Below are 16,039 nucleotides of genomic sequence, written 5' to 3'. Positions count from 1 at the left end.
TCAGGGGCTAACGTGGCAGAAGTCCAAACCAATCAAGGCAACGGCGCAGGCGGCGCCCTCGCGCACCGTCGCGATGCAGAGCAAGCGGAAGCAGGCGGTCAGGAATTCCTCGTCTTCACGCTCGGCGCGGAAGAGTACGGCATCGACATCCTCAAGGTGCAGGAAATCCGCGGCTACGACAGCGTGACGCGCATCGCCAACGCACCCGATTTCATCAAGGGCGTCATCAACCTGCGCGGCATCATCGTCCCGATCGTGGACATGCGCATCAAGTTCCATCTGGGCCGCGTCGAATATGACCACCAGACGGTCGTGATCATCCTGAACGTCGCGCATCGCGTGGTGGGCATGGTGGTGGACGGCGTGTCCGACGTGCTCACGCTGCAGACCGACCAGATCATGCCCGCACCGGAATTCGGCGCGACGCTCACCACCGAGTTCCTCACGGGTCTCGGCACGGTGGACGGCCGCATGCTGATCCTGATGGACATCGAAAAGCTGATGACGAGCCGCGAAATGGCTCTGATCGAGGCGCTCAGCCAGTAAGCGCCGCACACGGTTATCGGGGGGTGCCCACGTCGTTGTGGGCCGGCGCGAGGAGAGCGGAAGCCGCCATCAAGAGCGGCAAACCGCCGATATTCCCGCGCTGACGAAAGCGTGTTGCACAACGGTCACCGGGCTAATCGCCGGGCAAAGGAGCAATAGAGATGCTGCAAAAGTGGTCGATCCGCGCAACGCTTACGGGCGTCGGGGTCATTCAGATCCTGCTGACTTTCGTCGTCGGCGCGCTTGGGCTCGTCGCGCTCGGAAATGCGGGCGACTCGCTCGACAAGATTGCGCGCGGCGACGTCGTCGCGATGCGTTCGCTCAACGATGCATCGGCGTTGCTGATCCGGTCGCATATCCTGCTCCAGCGCGCTAGCGCCCTCTCGTCGAGCGGGCAGGCCGACGAGTTGAAGAAGACGCTCGACTTCGCCGACACCATCCTCGCCAGGAGTAACGATGCGTGGAAGGCCTTCCAGGCCGCGCCGAAGAACGGACTCGACGCCGCCGCGCTAGACGCGCTGGCGCAAAAACACGCAGCGGTGCAAGACGGCGTACAGGCCGAATTCGCGGCTCAGCGCGCAAACGATCAAGTGGCGTATCACGCGGTGGCGGATACGAAGATTGGCCCGGCATTCGTCGACTACGACAACGCTGCAGGGCAGCTCTCCCAGGCGATGCAGGACGGTGCGCAGGCGCGCGTGGTAAGCACGAGCGAGCAGATCTCGCTCATGCGCACGCTGATCATCGCGGCGACCGCTGTCGCGCTTGTCGTCGTGGTGGTGATCCGCTTCTCGTTGCGCGGGCTCATCGTCGAGCCGCTCAAGGCGCTCGTCGATTGCTTCGAGCGCATGGCGAAGGGCGATCTCTCGCAGCCCATCCACGCCACGAGCGACAACGAAATCGGCCGCCTCTTCGTAGTCGTCAAGCGCATGCAGGACAGTCTCGTCACGCTCGTGAGCGCGATTAGCTCGGGCGCGGGTTCGATCGACGTCGGCGCGCGCGAGATTGCGATGGGCAACACCGATCTTTCGCAGCGCACCGAACAGCAAGCAGCGTCGTTGCAAGAAACCGCGTCGAGCATGGAGCAGCTCACCGGCACGGTGAAGCAGAACGCCGAGAACGCGCGCCAGGCGAGCCAGCTCGCCGTCAACGCGTCGGATATCGCGACGCGCGGCGGTGAAGTCGTCGGCGAAGTGGTTCACACGATGCAGGACATCGCGGCGAGCTCGACGAAGGTCGTCGACATCATCAGCGTGATCGAAGGCATCGCGTTCCAGACCAACATCCTGGCGCTGAACGCCGCGGTCGAAGCCGCGCGTGCGGGCGAGCAGGGCCGCGGCTTCGCGGTGGTGGCGGGCGAAGTGCGCAGCCTCGCGCAGCGCAGCGCGAGCGCGGCGAAGGAAATCAAGGAGCTGATCAACGATTCCGCGACGAAGGTGCAAAGCGGCTCGCAGCTCGTGGGCCGCGCGGGCACGACGATGGAAGAGATCCTCCAGGCCGTGCGCCGCGTCACCGACATCATGGGCGAGATCAGCGCCGCGTCCGAGGAACAATCGAGCGGCATCGAGCAGGTGAACCGCGCCGTCACGCAGATGGATACGGTCACGCAACAGAACGCGGCGCTCGTCGAACAGGCTGCGGCGGCTGCTGCGTCGCTCGAAGAGCAGACGCGCCAACTGCAATCGGTGCTCGGCGGCTGGCGTGTCGGCGGTGCCGCCATGCGGACGACTTCCGCGCCTGCGCGTGTGGCAACGCCGTCGCCTGCTGCGAGGTCCGTCGCGTCGTCAGTTGCGCAGAGTGTGCCAGCAGCGCCGGCTGCGAAACGCGCTGCGTCCGCACCCGCTGTGTCGCCAAAGCCTGTCGCCGCAGCCACCGAGCCCGCCGCCGCGAAACCGGCGCCGAGGGCTGCCGTTCGCAGCGAACCAGTCGCGCATGCCGCGCCGGCCGCATCGGGCGACGGCGACTGGGAAACGTTCTAGTTCTAACGAGTCATCGCAATGCATATGAGCGTCCACGGCCAGAGTGAGTCGTACCGCGCCGCCGTCCACGAAACGGCCGCCGCGCATGACGCCCTGCACGCATTGCAAACCGGCATGCGCACGGCCGGGCGATACGGGAGCGTACGACGATGAAGGGTCCGGGTTTTTCGCGCGAAGACCGCGCCGGGCGCACGTCGGGCGCTGCGGGTGCAACGGCTGGCGCTGGCGGCTTGATCGTCCCGTCCGTCGAGAGCAACCGCGACTTCGATTTCACCTCGGCGGATTTCGAGCGCATCCGTGCGCTGATCCACCGCCGCGCGGGCATTTCGCTTTCGGACCACAAGCGCGACATGGCGTACAGCCGTCTCGCGCGGCGTCTGCGTGCGCTCGGCATGGACAGTTTCCGCGACTATCTCGACCAGCTCGAATCAGGTAACGACGCCGTCGAGTGGGAGGCGTTCACCAACGCGCTGACCACGAACCTCACCGCGTTCTTCCGCGAAGCGCATCACTTTCCGATTCTCGCGGAGTTCGTGAAGCGGCGGGCGCAACCGGTTTCCGTGTGGTGTTCGGCGGCATCGACGGGTGAAGAGCCGTATTCAATCGCCATGACGCTGATCGAGGCTCTTGGCGACCGCGCAGCGCGCGAAGCGAAAGTGCTCGCCACCGACCTCGACACCCAGGTGCTCGCGAAGGCCGATGCGGGCGTCTACGCCTACGATCAGGTGAAGCACCTGAGCCCCGAGCGGCTCAAGCGATTTTTCCTGAAGGGCACCGGCGCGCACGCGGGACAAGTGAAGGTGCGCCCGGAACTGCGCCAGATGATCCGCTTCGAGCAGCTCAACCTCACCGACGCGGACTACGGCTTGCGCCAGACCTTCGACGCAATCTTCTGCCGCAACGTGATGATCTACTTCGACAAGCCGACGCAGGCCCAGGTGCTGTCGCGCTTCGAACCGCTGATGAAAACGGACGGCCTGCTTTTCGCAGGTCATTCGGAGAACTTCACATACGTCACGCATGCGTTCCGGCTGCGCGGCCAGACGGTGTACGAACTCGCGCGCCCAGAGGCCGCCCGCGCTGCAAGTGCTTCAAGTACTGTAACGGGCGCGCGCCGCACCGTTGATACGATCGGAACTACCGCATGAGTGCTTCGTTACCGATCGCGACCAATCACTACTTCGACACCCAGTTCCACCTTCCCGGCGTGAAACTGCTGCCGAACGAGTTCTACACGACCGCCGAAGACATGGTGCTCGTGACGGTGCTCGGCTCGTGCGTGGCCGCGTGCATTCGCGACCCGGCGGCAGGCATCGGCGGCATGAACCATTTCATGCTGCCCGACGACGGTGTGGACACCATGCAGACGGCAGCCTCTGATTCGATGCGCTATGGCGCCTACGCGATGGAAGTGCTCGTCAACGAACTCATCAAGATGGGCGGACGGCGCGAGCGGTTCGAGGCGAAGGTGTTCGGCGGCGCGGCGGTGCTCGCGGGCATGACGACGATGAACATCGGCGACCGCAACGCGGAGTTCGTGCGCCGCTATCTCGCGACCGAAGGCATTCGCATCGCGGCTGAAGATCTGCAGGGCAAGCATCCGCGCAAGGTGGCGTTCCAGCCGCGCTCGGGCCGGGTGATGGTGAAAAAGCTTCGTATCGCGCAGGATCCGGATGTCGCCGCACGCGAAGAGGCGCTCGCGCATCAAACTCCGGCGGCACGCGCCGAACGGCTCGCAAGAGCGCGTCAGCGCGTCGAGCTGTTCGGACTCGCAGGATCGCGCGCAGGTCCGTCCGTGCAGTTGCCCGCTTCATTACAGCCGCAGCCTGGGCGTGCCCGCGTCGAATTGTTCGGCGCGAGCGCATCCACGTCGCCGCGGCTCCCCAGTCAAGACAATAACGCCAGGACAGTAGAGGAGGCGTGAACGCTGTGCAAAAAATCAAGGTTCTCTGCGTCGATGATTCGGCGCTCATCCGCAGCCTGATGACGGAGATCATCAACGATCAGCCGGACATGACAGTCGTCGCCACGGCGCCGGATCCGCTCGTCGCGCGCGAGCTGATCAAGCAGCACAACCCGGACGTCCTGACGCTCGACGTGGAAATGCCGCGCATGGACGGCCTCGACTTCCTCGAGAAGCTGATGCGTCTGCGGCCGATGCCGGTCGTGATGGTGTCGTCGCTGACCGAGCGCGGCAACGAAATCACGCTGCGCGCGCTCGAACTGGGTGCCGTCGATTTCGTGACGAAGCCGAAGGTCGGCATCCGCGACGGCATGCTCGAATACGCCGAAAAGCTCGCCGACAAGATTCGCGCCGCCGCGCGTGCGCGCGTGCAGGCACGCCATGCCGCGCCGGCGGCAGCGGCCGGTGCGCCGGCTGCCGCGCACGGCGTGCACCCGGCCGCGGCTCCCGCGCCGATGCTCAACAACCCGCTGCTCAGTACCGAGAAGCTGATCATTGTCGGCGCATCGACGGGCGGCACCGAAGCGATTCGCGAAGTGCTCACGCCGTTGCCGCCTGACGCGCCTGCCGTGATGATCGCGCAGCACATGCCGCCCGGTTTCACGAAGTCATTCGCGCAGCGCCTGAACACCCTGTGCCGTATCACCGTGAAGGAAGCGGAGCACGGCGAGCGCGTGCTGCCTGGCCACGCGTACATCGCACCGGGCCACGCGCACCTCTTGCTCGCGCGAAGCGGTGCGAACTACATTGCTAATCTTTCCGACGACCCGCCGGTGAACCGGCATCGTCCGTCGGTCGACGTGCTGTTCCGCTCGGCGGCGCAGCACGCGGGCAAGAACGCGATCGGCGTGATTCTCACGGGCATGGGCCGCGATGGCGCAGCGGGACTGCTCGACATGCGTCGCGCGGGTGCGTACACGTTCGCGCAGGACGAGGCGAGCTGCATCGTGTTCGGCATGCCGCGCGAGGCGATTGCGATGGGTGCCGCGGACGATGTCGCGCCGCTCTCCGACATGAGCCGCCGCGTGATGGCACGTCTCGCACTGATGGGTGACCGCGTTCAGCGCGTATGATGCGCTAGCGCAATGTATTAGCGGTACGACGAACGATTAATTTGAGTGGCCTCGTGTCACGCGAATCTGGATAATTGCCCAGGTTCAGCCTGGAGGAATGGAACTGTGATTGATAAGGGAATGAAATTTCTGGTCGTGGACGATTTTCCGACGATGCGCCGGATTGTCCGCAACCTGCTCAAGGAACTCGGCTACTCGAACGTCGACGAAGCTGAAGACGGCGCGGCCGGCCTGGCACGTCTGCGCAGCGGCGCCTATGAGTTCGTGATCTCCGACTGGAACATGCCGAACCTCGACGGCCTCGCGATGCTCAAGGAAATTCGCGCGGACGCCGCCCTCAAGCATCTGCCGGTGCTGATGGTGACGGCTGAGTCGAAGAAGGAAAACATCATCGCGGCGGCGCAAGCCGGTGCGAGCGGTTACGTGGTGAAGCCGTTCACGGCGGCAACGCTCGACGAGAAGCTGAACAAGATTCTCGAGAAGATGGCAAAAACCGGGAGCTGATGTGAACGAGCCCAGCAGCGCGCAGGCCAACGGCCTGCAGGACGAGGCAGGGGGCGCGCAGGCAGATCCGGCCGAATTCGCGAGCGACCGCATCCTCGCGCGCATCGGTCACGTGACGCGTACGCTGCGCGACTCGATGCGCGAGCTTGGCCTCGACAAGCATGTCGAGCGTGCGGTCGAAGCCGTGCCGGACGCACGCGACCGGTTGCGCTATGTCGCAACCATGACCGAGCAGGCTGCTGAGCGCGTGCTCGCGGCCATCGAGTACACCAAGCCGATGCAGGAGCAGCTCGAACGCGATGCGCGCGCGCTCTCCGAGCGCTGGGCGTCCTGGTACGACGCACCGATCGGCCGCGAAGAAGTGCGCGTTCTGATGGACGAAACGCGCGCGTTTCTCGACGGTGTGCCGAAGACCACGACCGCGACGAACCAGCAACTGCTGGAGATCATGCTCGCGCAGGATTTCCAGGACCTCACGGGCCAGGTGATCAAGAAGATCATGGACGTGGTGTATCTGATCGAGCAGCAACTGCTCGGCGTGCTGGTCGAGAACATCGCGCCGGAGCGGCGCGAGCAGTTCGCGGCGACGGCGGCTCAACTCGTCATCTCGCCGACGGGCAGCCCCGAATCCCTGCTGAACGGCCCGCAGATCAATCCCGACGGCAAGACCGACATCGTGCAGGACCAGGGGCAGGTCGACGACCTGCTCGCGAGCCTCGGCTTCTAGACCCACACGTACGGGAGGCCCGGCGACATGTCGCTCGGCCAGGATGCACCCTGTACGCTGAGACAGGCATACTAGTGCCAATGCGTCGCTGAAAAGGCCGCGGCTCCCGTCGCGGTCTTGCGACGCGTTGAGCCGCTCCCCGCGTTGCCGAAGTGCGCCACCTCAGTGCGCCATATCCGGCAGCCGCTCTCGCGGAGCGCTCTACCCTTTTTGGGAGGGGTATGGCCGTCTTTCATCCGAATATTCCATCCATCGACTGTCGGAACGCACTGATTGGGCGGGCTTCGTCACGTCCGTCGTCGCGTGTTTCGTCAGACATTGCCGCGCGCCTTGCCGGGCACTTCGTACCGATGGCGCTCGTGCTCGCTGTCGCGATGGTGTGCGCGCAACCGGCTCGCGCCGCGCTCGGCGGCGCGCCCATGGCGACGCCCAATGGCGCGACCGTCAGCACACTCAGCGCCGCCCAGATGCACGCTGTCGCGGCGGCCAGCGCGGCCACCCAGCAGGCCGCCCAGGCCAGCGCCGCGTCATCTCCCTCAGCTACAGCGGCCTACACGGTTCGCCAGACCACGCTCGAGGGAGGCACCGTCGTACGAGAATACGTCTCGCAGGCGGGCACCGTGTTCGGCGTCGGCTGGACCGGCCCGCAGCCCCCCGATCTTTCGGCGCTGCTCGGCAGCTACTTTCCGCAGTACGTCGCCGGCGTGAAGGCGAGCCATGCGGCGGGTGTCGTGCGTGGGTCCGGCATCGTCGAGCAGCCAGGGCTCATCGTCCATTCGGGTGGCCACATGGGTGCGTTCACGGGCCAGGCGTGGCTGCCGCAGGATCTGCCAACGGGCGTAAGCCCCGCGGATATCCAATAACCGCACGGGAGGCACGCGTGTTCACACAACGAATCCACACGAGCTTCCTGCACTGCCTGCGTCGCGGCGCATTCCTGCTGGTGGCTGCGCTTGCCGTTAGCGTCGCGGCCTGCGGCGGTGGCGGGGGCAGCAGCAGCAATAACAGCAGTGCCGGCGACACGTCCTCGCTGCCGCCCGCACCGAGCCAGCAACCGATCGCGCCCGGGGCAGCGAACACCGTGGCGGTCTCGGTGGGGGCGGGCGTCGCAAACGTGCCCAATATCCCGACCGTCAGCGTGACCGTGTGCGTTCCCAACAACGGTCCCTGTACGGTGGTCAATAACATGCAGGTCGATACGGCATCGTTCGGGATTCGCATCGTTTCGTCGGCGCTGTCGTCGATCCTGAGCGGGCTGCCCGTGAACGCCGCTACGGATGGCGGCGCGCTCGCCGAATGCGCTGCGTTTGCGGACGGCTTCACCTGGGGCACCGTGCGCAACGTCGACGTGAAGATCAGCGGTGAGACCGCAAGCGCCATTCCGATCCAGGTGATCGGCGACCTTTCCGCCTCCACCGTGCCGGCGAACTGCTCGAACAAAGGCCCCGCGCAGAGCACGGCTAGCGACCTCGGGGCGAACGGCATCCTCGGCATCGGCGTCGCGCCGTGGGACTGCGGCGCGACCTGCGTGAACAGCGCCGCGTCGAGCAACTACTACTCGTGCCCGGGCGGCACGAACTGCATCAACACGGCCGTCGGGACTGGCCAGCAGGTGGCCAATCCGGTGCCGCACTTTCCTGTCGATAACAACGGCGTCATCCTGCAGATGCAGCCGCTTTCGTACAACGGCGCGTCGTCGGCCACAGGCACGCTCGTATTCGGCATCAACACACAGTCGAACAACGCGCTGAACGCTGCGCAGCGCTTCCAGACCACCTCGGTCGGCGACTTCAGCGCCACGTTTAATAATCGCCTGGTCGGCACGTTCCTCGATTCGGGGTCGAACGCGCTGTTTTTCACTTTAAATACGTTGCCCCAGTGCGGCGGCTCGCTCGGTACGTTCTACTGCCCGTTGTCCCCGCAGTCGTTCACCGCGGCGCTAACGGGCGTGGACGGATCGAGCGGCAGCGCGACCTTCAGCGTGGTCAGCGCCGCGGCGCTGTTCGGCGCGAACGGCAACAACGGCAATTTCGCCTTCAACGATCTCGCCGGGCAATTTGGTTCGGCCTCGACTCTCGATCTGGGTTTGCCATTCTTCTATGGCCGGTATGTTTATGTCGGCCAAGACATGACTGCGACCGGCGGTACAAAGCCGCCTTTCGTCGCGTTCTGAGAATGTCGGGCACGGTGCGGCGGAGGTGGATCGGCCGCCGCGCCACCTTCGCGGTTCATCCGCTCGCGCCGGCGAGTCGCCCGGCCGGGGCAGTTGCACTGTCGCCGATGTGCCGCCGGCCTGTGACTCGGGCGACCGTCGCGCGTCGCGCGACCGAGCGAACTCCACCAACCCCGCCAACCCCGCCAACCCCACACCCACCGCCCCGCCGGCCCGCCCCATTCCCCGAAATACCCCCGTTTCTCCGGCTTACTCCGCCAATCGGGGCTGGTGCGCCGCGGCAATAATTGCTGTCACTGAAAAAGGGCGTGTGCGGCCGCAACAACCCACGCGCCACCGACCGGAGCATCCGTGGCTGAGGACAGCGACCTCGAAAAAACCGAATCTGCCACCCCCCGGCGCATACAAAAGGCGCGGGAGGAGGGGCAGGTTGCGCGTTCGCGGGAGCTTTCGACATTCGCGTTGCTGTCGGCGGGATTTTTCGGCGTGTGGATGCTCTCGGGCACCATCGGCGAACATCTGGAAACCATGCTGCGTGGCGCGTTCACGTTCAACCACGCGGTGGTCTTCGATACCAACCGCATGCTGAGCGGCGCCGGTGTCGCCGCGCGCGAAGGCCTGTACGCGGTCCTGCCCGTGCTCGCGATGACGGGTGTCGCGGCCCTGCTCGCGCCGATGGCGCTCGGCGGCTGGCTCTTCAGCACGAAGTCGCTCGAAATGAAGTTCAGCCGCCTCAATCCCATGGAGGGCCTGGGGCGAATCTTTTCGTGGAACGGGCCAATCCAGCTCGGCATGTCGCTCGCGAAGACGCTCCTGGTCGGCCTGATCGGCGGCATGGCGGTGTGGCACCGGCGCGATGAAATTCTGGGCCTCGTCATGCAGCCCCCGCAGCGCGCATTCGCCGATGCGTTTCACCTCGTCGCCGTCTGCTGCGGCACGACGGTCGCGGGGATGTTCCTGATCGCTGCGCTCGACGTGCCGTACCAGCTCTGGTCGTTCTACCGCAAGCTGCGCATGACGAAGGAAGAGGTCAAGCGCGAGAGCCGCGAAAACGAAGGCGATCCGCACGTCAAAGGCCGCATTCGCCAGCAGCAGCGCGCGATGGCGCGCCGCCGGATGATGTCGCAGGTGCCGAAAGCCGACGTGGTCGTGACCAACCCGACGCACTTCGCCGTCGCGCTGCAGTACACGGACGGCGAGATGCGCGCGCCGAAGGTGATCGCGAAGGGCGTGAATCTCGTGGCGGCGCGGATCCGCGAAATCGCCGCCGAGAACAACGTGCCGCTTCTCGAAGCGCCGCCGCTCGCCCGTGCGCTTTATCACAACGTCGATCTGAACCGCGAAATTCCCGGTCCGCTTTATAACGCGGTCGCACAGGTGCTCGCGTGGGTGTATCAGCTCAAGCGCTTCCGCGAGCACGGTGGCGACGTGCCGATGGAGCCGACCGATCTCGAAGTGCCGCCCGAACTCGACAAGGGCGCGGTGCAGGACGACGAGGCCGACGAAGAGGCCGACGACGCCCTCGGCAAGACAAGGCCCGCAGCCAGTGCGGCGGGCGGACGAAACGCAAGACAGGCCGGTGGACGGGCTGACCCCGCGGCAGGCGCTGCAGCAGACCCCGCCGGCCCCGCAACGAGTGGCGACGCCGACAGGCGAGACACGCCGCGCAGCGACAACGAAGGAGTATCTGAATGAACGCCCGCACCGGATTTTTCGCGCGCCGCCCGGACGTGCTGCAAGGCACGAACCTGCGCGCGCTGGCGGGACCGATCCTGATCGTCATGATCCTCGGCATGATGATCCTGCCGTTGCCGGCGTTCCTGCTCGATCTGCTGTTCACGTTCAACATCGCGCTGTCCGTGATGGTGCTGCTCGTCGCGATGTACACGATGAAGCCGCTCGACTTCGCCGCGTTCCCGAGCGTGCTGCTGTTCTCGACGCTCTTGCGGCTCTCGCTGAACGTCGCGTCTACGCGGATCGTGCTGCTCGAAGGCCACACGGGTCCGGCTGCGGCGGGACGGGTGATCGAATCGTTCGGCCACTTCCTCGTCGGCGGTAATTTCGCGGTCGGTATCGTCGTGTTCGTCATCCTCATGGTCATCAACTTCATGGTGATCACGAAGGGCGCGGGCCGTATCGCCGAAGTGGCCGCGCGCTTCACCCTCGACGCGATGCCCGGCAAGCAGATGGCCATCGACGCCGACCTGAACGCCGGTCTCATCAACGAGGAAGCCGCGCGCAAGCGCCGCGGCGAAGTCGCCCAGGAAGCCGAGTTCTACGGTTCGATGGACGGTGCGAGCAAGTTCGTGCGCGGCGACGCGATCGCGGGCCTGTTGATCATGGTCATCAATATCGTGGGCGGGCTGATTGTCGGTGTCGTGCAGCACGGCATGGACTTCGCGTCGGCGGGCGAGACCTACACGCTGCTCACCATCGGTGACGGCCTCGTCGCGCAGATTCCGTCGCTCGTGATTTCGACCGCAGCGGGCGTGATCGTCTCGCGCGTCGCGACCAACGAAGACATCGGCACCCAGCTCACGAGCCAGCTCTTCACGAACCCGCGCGTGCTGATGATCACCGGCTCGATCATCGGCATCATGGGCCTGATCCCGGGCATGCCGCACTTCGCGTTTCTCGTGCTCGGCGGCGGCGCGATCCAGCTCGGCCGCACACTGAAGAAGAGCGCCGAGGCGAAGAAGGCGAGCGCCGTGCTGGTCGATTCTTCTGCGCCCACCACGCTCGCGCCGGCCGAGACCGCCGAGGCGAGCTGGGACGACGTCGCGCTCATCGACACGCTGGGCCTCGAAGTGGGCTACCGCCTGATTCCGCTCGTCGACAAGAACACCGACGGCGATCTGCTCAAGCGCATCAAGAGCATCCGCAAGAAGTTCGCGCAGGAAATCGGCTTCCTGCCGCCGGTCATCCATATCCGCGACAACCTGGAGCTGCGCCCGAACGCCTATCGCATCACGCTCAAGGGCGTCGAGGTGGGCGCGGGCGAGGCCTACCCGGGCCAGTGGCTCGCGATCAACCCGGGTCAGGTCAGCGCCGCGCTGCCTGGCACGCCGACGACCGATCCGGCGTTCGGCCTGCCCGCCGTCTGGATCGACACGAACATGCGCGAACAGGCGCAGGTGTTCGGCTACACGGTCGTCGATTCGAGCACGGTGGTCGCGACGCACCTGAACCACCTCGTCGTGATGCATGCGTCGGAACTGCTTGGCCGCAAAGAGGTGCAGGCGCTCATCGAACGCGTGCAGAAGGACACGCCGTCGCTCGTCGAGGATCTGGTGCCGAAGGTGCTGCCCGTCACGACGCTGCAGAAGGTGCTGCAGAACCTGCTCGACGAGGGCGTGCCGATCCGCGACATGCGCACGATCCTGGAGTCGCTTGCGGAGCACGCGTCGCGCAACACCGACGCGCACGACCTCACGGCCGCGGTCCGCATCTCGCTTGGCCGCGCGATCACGCAGCAATGGTTCCCGGGCAGCGGCGACATGCAGGTGATGGGGCTCGACGCGAACCTCGAACGCGTGCTCTCGCAGACGCTCACCGCCGGCCCGAACCCCGGGCTCGAGCCGGGCCTCGCGCACACGCTGCTCACGCAGACCGAGCAGGCGATGGCGCGTCAGCAGAGTTTTGGCCTGGCGCCGGTGCTGCTCGTGCAGCATGCGCTGCGGCCGATGCTCTCGCGCTTCCTGCGCCGCAGCCTGCCGCAGTTGAAGGTGCTCTCCTATGCGGAGGTGCCGGATACGCGCAACGTGAAGGTGTCGAACGTGGTCGGGGCGGGCTGACGGCGCGACGCGCTGACGCCGCGAAGACGAAAAAAGCCCGCCGAAGGCGGGCTTTTGCCTTGGTTCCGGTCAAAAAACGCGACCTTGGCGCATGGCGCTTCCCCATGCGCAACGGATGACGGAGCCATCGCGGACCATCGAACCGGCGGGTCCCACGCGGTCCCCAACCCGCTCTGACAGACGCTCGCCATTGGGCGAATAGCCCGCATTTCCCCTCCCTGATCCACCGATCGTGACACCGTCGCGTTCGAAATAATTCAAGCATCGGAAAAACCCAGCGCGGTGCCGCGACAACCTTGGCGCACCGCCCGGATCGCACGGCCAGCAGCACAAAGACGACGGCGCGCATGCCGCTTACCTCATCGGGAGGGTCAGCTTGAACATTCGGAAATTCATCGGCGGCAACAGCCGCGACGCGCTGCGCCTTGTGCGCGAAGCATTGGGTGCAGACGCGGTCGTGCTGTCGAATCGCACGCTTGATGACGGCAGCGTCGAAATCGTTGCGCTCGCTGACCGCGACCTCGCTGCGATCACACCCGCCGAGGCCGCCGCTTCCGCAGGCCTTCCCGCGGAAGCGCAGACGCGCGCACGCCCGAAGGCTGCCGGCGCTGGCTCCGCTGCAAACCCTTACGCGAGCGGCATGCCGGATCTGTTCTCGTCGGTGTTCGGCGCGAGCCCTGAGGTGGGCGGTACACCGGGCGCTCCGTCCGCCTATGCGGATGCACCGGGAATCGCCAGCGATTTCGGCGATAACGACGACGCCGATGTCTCGGTCTCCCTCGCTTCGGCCCCGCCGGCCGCACCGCGCAGCGCGTCGACTTCGTCAGGCAGCGCCGCGAACGGTGCGATGAACAACGCAATGAACGGCGCAGCGCAGCCGTCGATGATGAAACCGCCGCTGGCTCCGCTCGCGCCGCTGTCGTCGCGTGACGTGCCGAATCCGATGTCGCCGCGCGAAGCCGCTGCGATGCTCGAACAGGCGGCACGGCCGTCGTACACCGAGCCGTCCGGCGCGCAGTCGCCGCGCACGATGGCCGAATCGAATCCCTGGCTGATCGATCACGCGCGCCGCATCGTCGGTGAACAGGAAGCCTCGCGCTTTGCGGGCCTCACGCCGTCGGCGGCCATGGCGAGGGGTTTCGGCAAGCCCGCCGATCCCGTGCTGTCGCCCGACGTCGAAGCCAGTACGCCCGAATGGGCGCGCGAAGCCGCCGACGTGGCCGCCCGCCGCGCCGCGCAGCGTCTCGGTCTCTCCGCCGATGCCGCGGTGTCGGGTGACGCGCCGCAGACCATGAGCGAAGCGATCCGTGCTCGCGTCGAGCAGGTGGTCAACGAAACGGTGATGAACGAACTCGCATCGATACGCGGGATGATGGAAGAGCAGTTCGCGGGCCTCGTCTGGGGCGAGCGCCAGCGCCGCAGTCCGATCCAGGGTTCGCTCACGAAGCAGATGTTCGCGGCCGGTTTCTCGGCGCAGCTCGTGAAGATGGTGATCAACCGGCTGCCAGCGGTCGAAACCGAAGAGGCCGGCATGGAGTGGATCCAGTCGGTGCTCGAATCGAATGTGCCGGTCCTCGACGACGAAGAAGCCCTCATGGAGCGCGGCGGCGTGTTCGCGCTGATGGGGCCGACGGGCGTCGGCAAGACGACCACCACCGCGAAGCTCGCCGCGCGCTGCGTGATGCGTTTCGGCGCGAGCCGCGTGGCGCTCCTCACCACCGACAGCTACCGTATCGGCGGCCACGAGCAACTGCGCATCTTCGGCAAGATCCTCGGCGTTTCGGTGCACGCGGTGCGCGATGGCGCGGACCTGCAGCTCGCGTTGAACGAACTCAAGAACAAGCACATCGTGCTGATCGACACGATCGGCATGAGCCAGCGCGACCGCGCCGTGACCGACCAGATCGCCATGCTGTGCGGCGCGGGCCGTCCGGTGCAGCGTCTGCTCGTGCTCTCGGCGACGAACCACGGCGACACGCTCAACGAAGTCGTGCAGGCCTACCAGAGCGCACCGGACAAGGCGCCGCTCGCCGGTTGCGTCCTCACCAAGCTCGACGAGGCGACGAACCTCGGCGGCGCGCTCGACACCGTGCTGCGCTACAAGCTGCCGGTGTACTACGTTTCGACGGGCCAGAAAGTGCCCGAGAACCTGTACGTCGCCCAGCGCCGCTTCCTGGTTCGCAGCGCGTTCTGCGTGCCGCGCGAAGATTCGCCGTTCGTGCCGCACGAGGACGACATTCCGGCTCTGCTCTCGGCGCTGTCGACTCGCACAGGGTCGCAGGCCCCCGAGGTCCGGTTTGGATAAATTCGTCATCGACCAGGCCGAAGGACTGCGGCGGCTGCTCGCGCGCGAAGGCTCGCGCGTGGTCGCCGTGACGGGCGGCCCAGGGTCGCCAGGCCGCACCACCACCGTCGTCAATCTTGCCGCCGCGCTCACGGCACAGGGCAAGGACGTGCTCGTGATCGACGAATGTACCGGCACGCAGTCGGTGTGCGCGATGCTCGGTACGGCGCGCGGCGCCGCCAACTTCGCGGCCCTCATGCGCGGCGAGATGGAGCTTGCCGACGCGGCAGGGCAGCACGCACTCGGTTTCGGCGTGCTTGTCGTCACCGCCGAAACCCGTGCGCAGTACTCCGATGAGCAATTGCAGAAATTGCTGGCGGGGCCCGCCGACGTCGTGTTGATCGATACTCAGCTCGACGCCGACGGCGCCCTGTCATCGCTCGCCGTGCACGCGCACGACGTGCTGGTCGTGATGCGCGTCGCCGCGCAGTCGATCACCGACACCTATGCGTGCCTGAAGCGCCTGCATTTCGCGCATGCGATCGGGCAGTTCCGCGTGCTCGCGAACCATGTGGCGAGCGCCGCCGATGCCGAGGCCGCGCTTGAGAACCTCGTCGGCGTGGCGAGTCGCTATCTGAACGTTTCGCTGGAATCGGCCGGCTGCATCGCCGCCGAACCGCACACGGCGCGCGCGCAGACGCTTGGGCGCTGTGTCGTCGATGCGTTTCCGTCGGCGCCCTCGGCACGCGACTACCGCCGCCTCGCCGCAGATCTGCCGCACTGGCCGATGCGCCCGTCGCTGTCGTCGCGACTGCCGGGCGTCTCACGCGTGTCCGGCGAAACCGACGCGGACCGCGCAAACGCATTTGTTTCCTCCGTTACAGGCGACCAATCCGCAAGCGCGCCGGCCCATACGGGCTGGCGGGCTGACTTACCCGTAGAGCGGCCCTCGACACAGCACGCGTAAGCGGCGCATCGGGGTCACAGGGGACACGA

The 16,039-nt window shown here is 66.2% G+C and carries 13 protein-coding genes; all 13 read left to right on the top strand.

Translation table 11 applies throughout. From position 1 onward, the window contains the following. The first annotated feature begins 12 nt into the window (after positions 1-12). Positions 13-546 (top strand): chemotaxis protein CheW, encoded by a 534-nt coding sequence (locus L0U80_RS14660; protein WP_233865261.1) that lies wholly within the window; start codon positions 13-15, stop codon positions 544-546. Between the two features lie 161 nt (positions 547-707). Beyond that, positions 708-2,525: a methyl-accepting chemotaxis protein gene (locus L0U80_RS14655; RefSeq protein ID WP_233865259.1), complete on the top strand. Its 1,818-nt coding sequence runs from the start codon at positions 708-710 to the stop codon at positions 2,523-2,525. Between the two features lie 149 nt (positions 2,526-2,674). After that, complete coding sequence (locus L0U80_RS14650) at positions 2,675-3,673, top strand: CheR family methyltransferase (RefSeq protein ID WP_233865257.1); 999 nt, start codon at positions 2,675-2,677, stop codon at positions 3,671-3,673. Next, positions 3,670-4,449, top strand: coding sequence for a chemoreceptor glutamine deamidase CheD (gene cheD / locus L0U80_RS14645; protein ID WP_233865255.1), 780 nt, complete (start codon positions 3,670-3,672; stop codon positions 4,447-4,449). The genes L0U80_RS14650 and cheD overlap by 4 nt, the downstream gene beginning before the upstream one ends. 5 nt (positions 4,450-4,454) lie before the next feature. Continuing rightward, positions 4,455-5,561: a protein-glutamate methylesterase/protein-glutamine glutaminase gene (locus tag L0U80_RS14640; RefSeq protein WP_233865977.1), complete on the top strand. Its 1,107-nt coding sequence runs from the start codon at positions 4,455-4,457 to the stop codon at positions 5,559-5,561. 108 nt (positions 5,562-5,669) lie between these two features. Beyond that, positions 5,670-6,065, top strand: a complete 396-nt coding sequence (cheY, locus tag L0U80_RS14635) for a chemotaxis response regulator CheY (RefSeq protein WP_124151555.1) — start codon at positions 5,670-5,672, stop codon at positions 6,063-6,065. Position 6,066: 1 nt separating this feature from the next. Then, complete coding sequence (cheZ, locus tag L0U80_RS14630; RefSeq protein ID WP_373322167.1) at positions 6,067-6,792, top strand: protein phosphatase CheZ; 726 nt, start codon at positions 6,067-6,069, stop codon at positions 6,790-6,792. 350 nt (positions 6,793-7,142) lie between these two features. Then, positions 7,143-7,655, top strand: a complete 513-nt coding sequence (locus tag L0U80_RS14625; RefSeq protein WP_233865973.1) for a DUF2844 domain-containing protein — start codon at positions 7,143-7,145, stop codon at positions 7,653-7,655. 17 nt (positions 7,656-7,672) lie between these two features. Then, positions 7,673-8,965 carry a DUF3443 domain-containing protein gene (locus L0U80_RS14620; RefSeq protein WP_233865253.1) on the top strand — a complete coding sequence of 431 codons (1,293 nt, stop codon included), beginning with the start codon at positions 7,673-7,675 and terminating at the stop codon, positions 8,963-8,965. Between the two features lie 351 nt (positions 8,966-9,316). Next, positions 9,317-10,660, top strand: a complete 1,344-nt coding sequence (gene flhB / locus L0U80_RS14615) for a flagellar biosynthesis protein FlhB (protein ID WP_233865252.1) — start codon at positions 9,317-9,319, stop codon at positions 10,658-10,660. Then, complete coding sequence (gene flhA / locus L0U80_RS14610) at positions 10,657-12,759, top strand: flagellar biosynthesis protein FlhA (RefSeq protein ID WP_233865251.1); 2,103 nt, start codon at positions 10,657-10,659, stop codon at positions 12,757-12,759. The genes flhB and flhA overlap by 4 nt, the downstream gene beginning before the upstream one ends. 376 nt (positions 12,760-13,135) lie before the next feature. Continuing rightward, a complete protein-coding gene (gene flhF / locus L0U80_RS14605; protein ID WP_233865249.1) occupies positions 13,136-15,064 on the top strand; it encodes a flagellar biosynthesis GTPase FlhF in 1,929 nt (642 codons plus the stop codon). After that, positions 15,057-16,010 (top strand): MinD/ParA family ATP-binding protein, encoded by a 954-nt coding sequence (locus L0U80_RS14600; protein ID WP_233865247.1) that lies wholly within the window; start codon positions 15,057-15,059, stop codon positions 16,008-16,010. The genes flhF and L0U80_RS14600 overlap by 8 nt, the downstream gene beginning before the upstream one ends. Positions 16,011-16,039 lie beyond the last annotated feature (29 nt).

The sequence above is a fragment of the Paraburkholderia adhaesiva genome (genome assembly GCF_021390575.1).
Classification (GTDB): Bacteria; Pseudomonadota; Gammaproteobacteria; order Burkholderiales; family Burkholderiaceae; genus Paraburkholderia; species Paraburkholderia adhaesiva.
Note: the sequence above shows the minus strand (reverse complement) of the source record. Positions and strands in the feature narration are given on the sequence as shown.

Bases quoted from the DNA above. Each gene is read 5' to 3' on its own strand.
- L0U80_RS14655 (WP_233865259.1), top strand. From the start codon at position 708: ATGCTGCAAAAGTGGTCGATCCGCGCAACGCTTACGGGCGTCGGGGTC.
- L0U80_RS14650 (WP_233865257.1), top strand. From the start codon at position 2,675: ATGAAGGGTCCGGGTTTTTCGCGCGAAGACCGCGCCGGGCGCACGTCG.
- cheD (WP_233865255.1), top strand. From the start codon at position 3,670: ATGAGTGCTTCGTTACCGATCGCGACCAATCACTACTTCGACACCCAG.
- L0U80_RS14625 (WP_233865973.1), top strand. From the start codon at position 7,143: ATGGCGCTCGTGCTCGCTGTCGCGATGGTGTGCGCGCAACCGGCTCGC.
- flhA (WP_233865251.1), top strand. From the start codon at position 10,657: ATGAACGCCCGCACCGGATTTTTCGCGCGCCGCCCGGACGTGCTGCAA.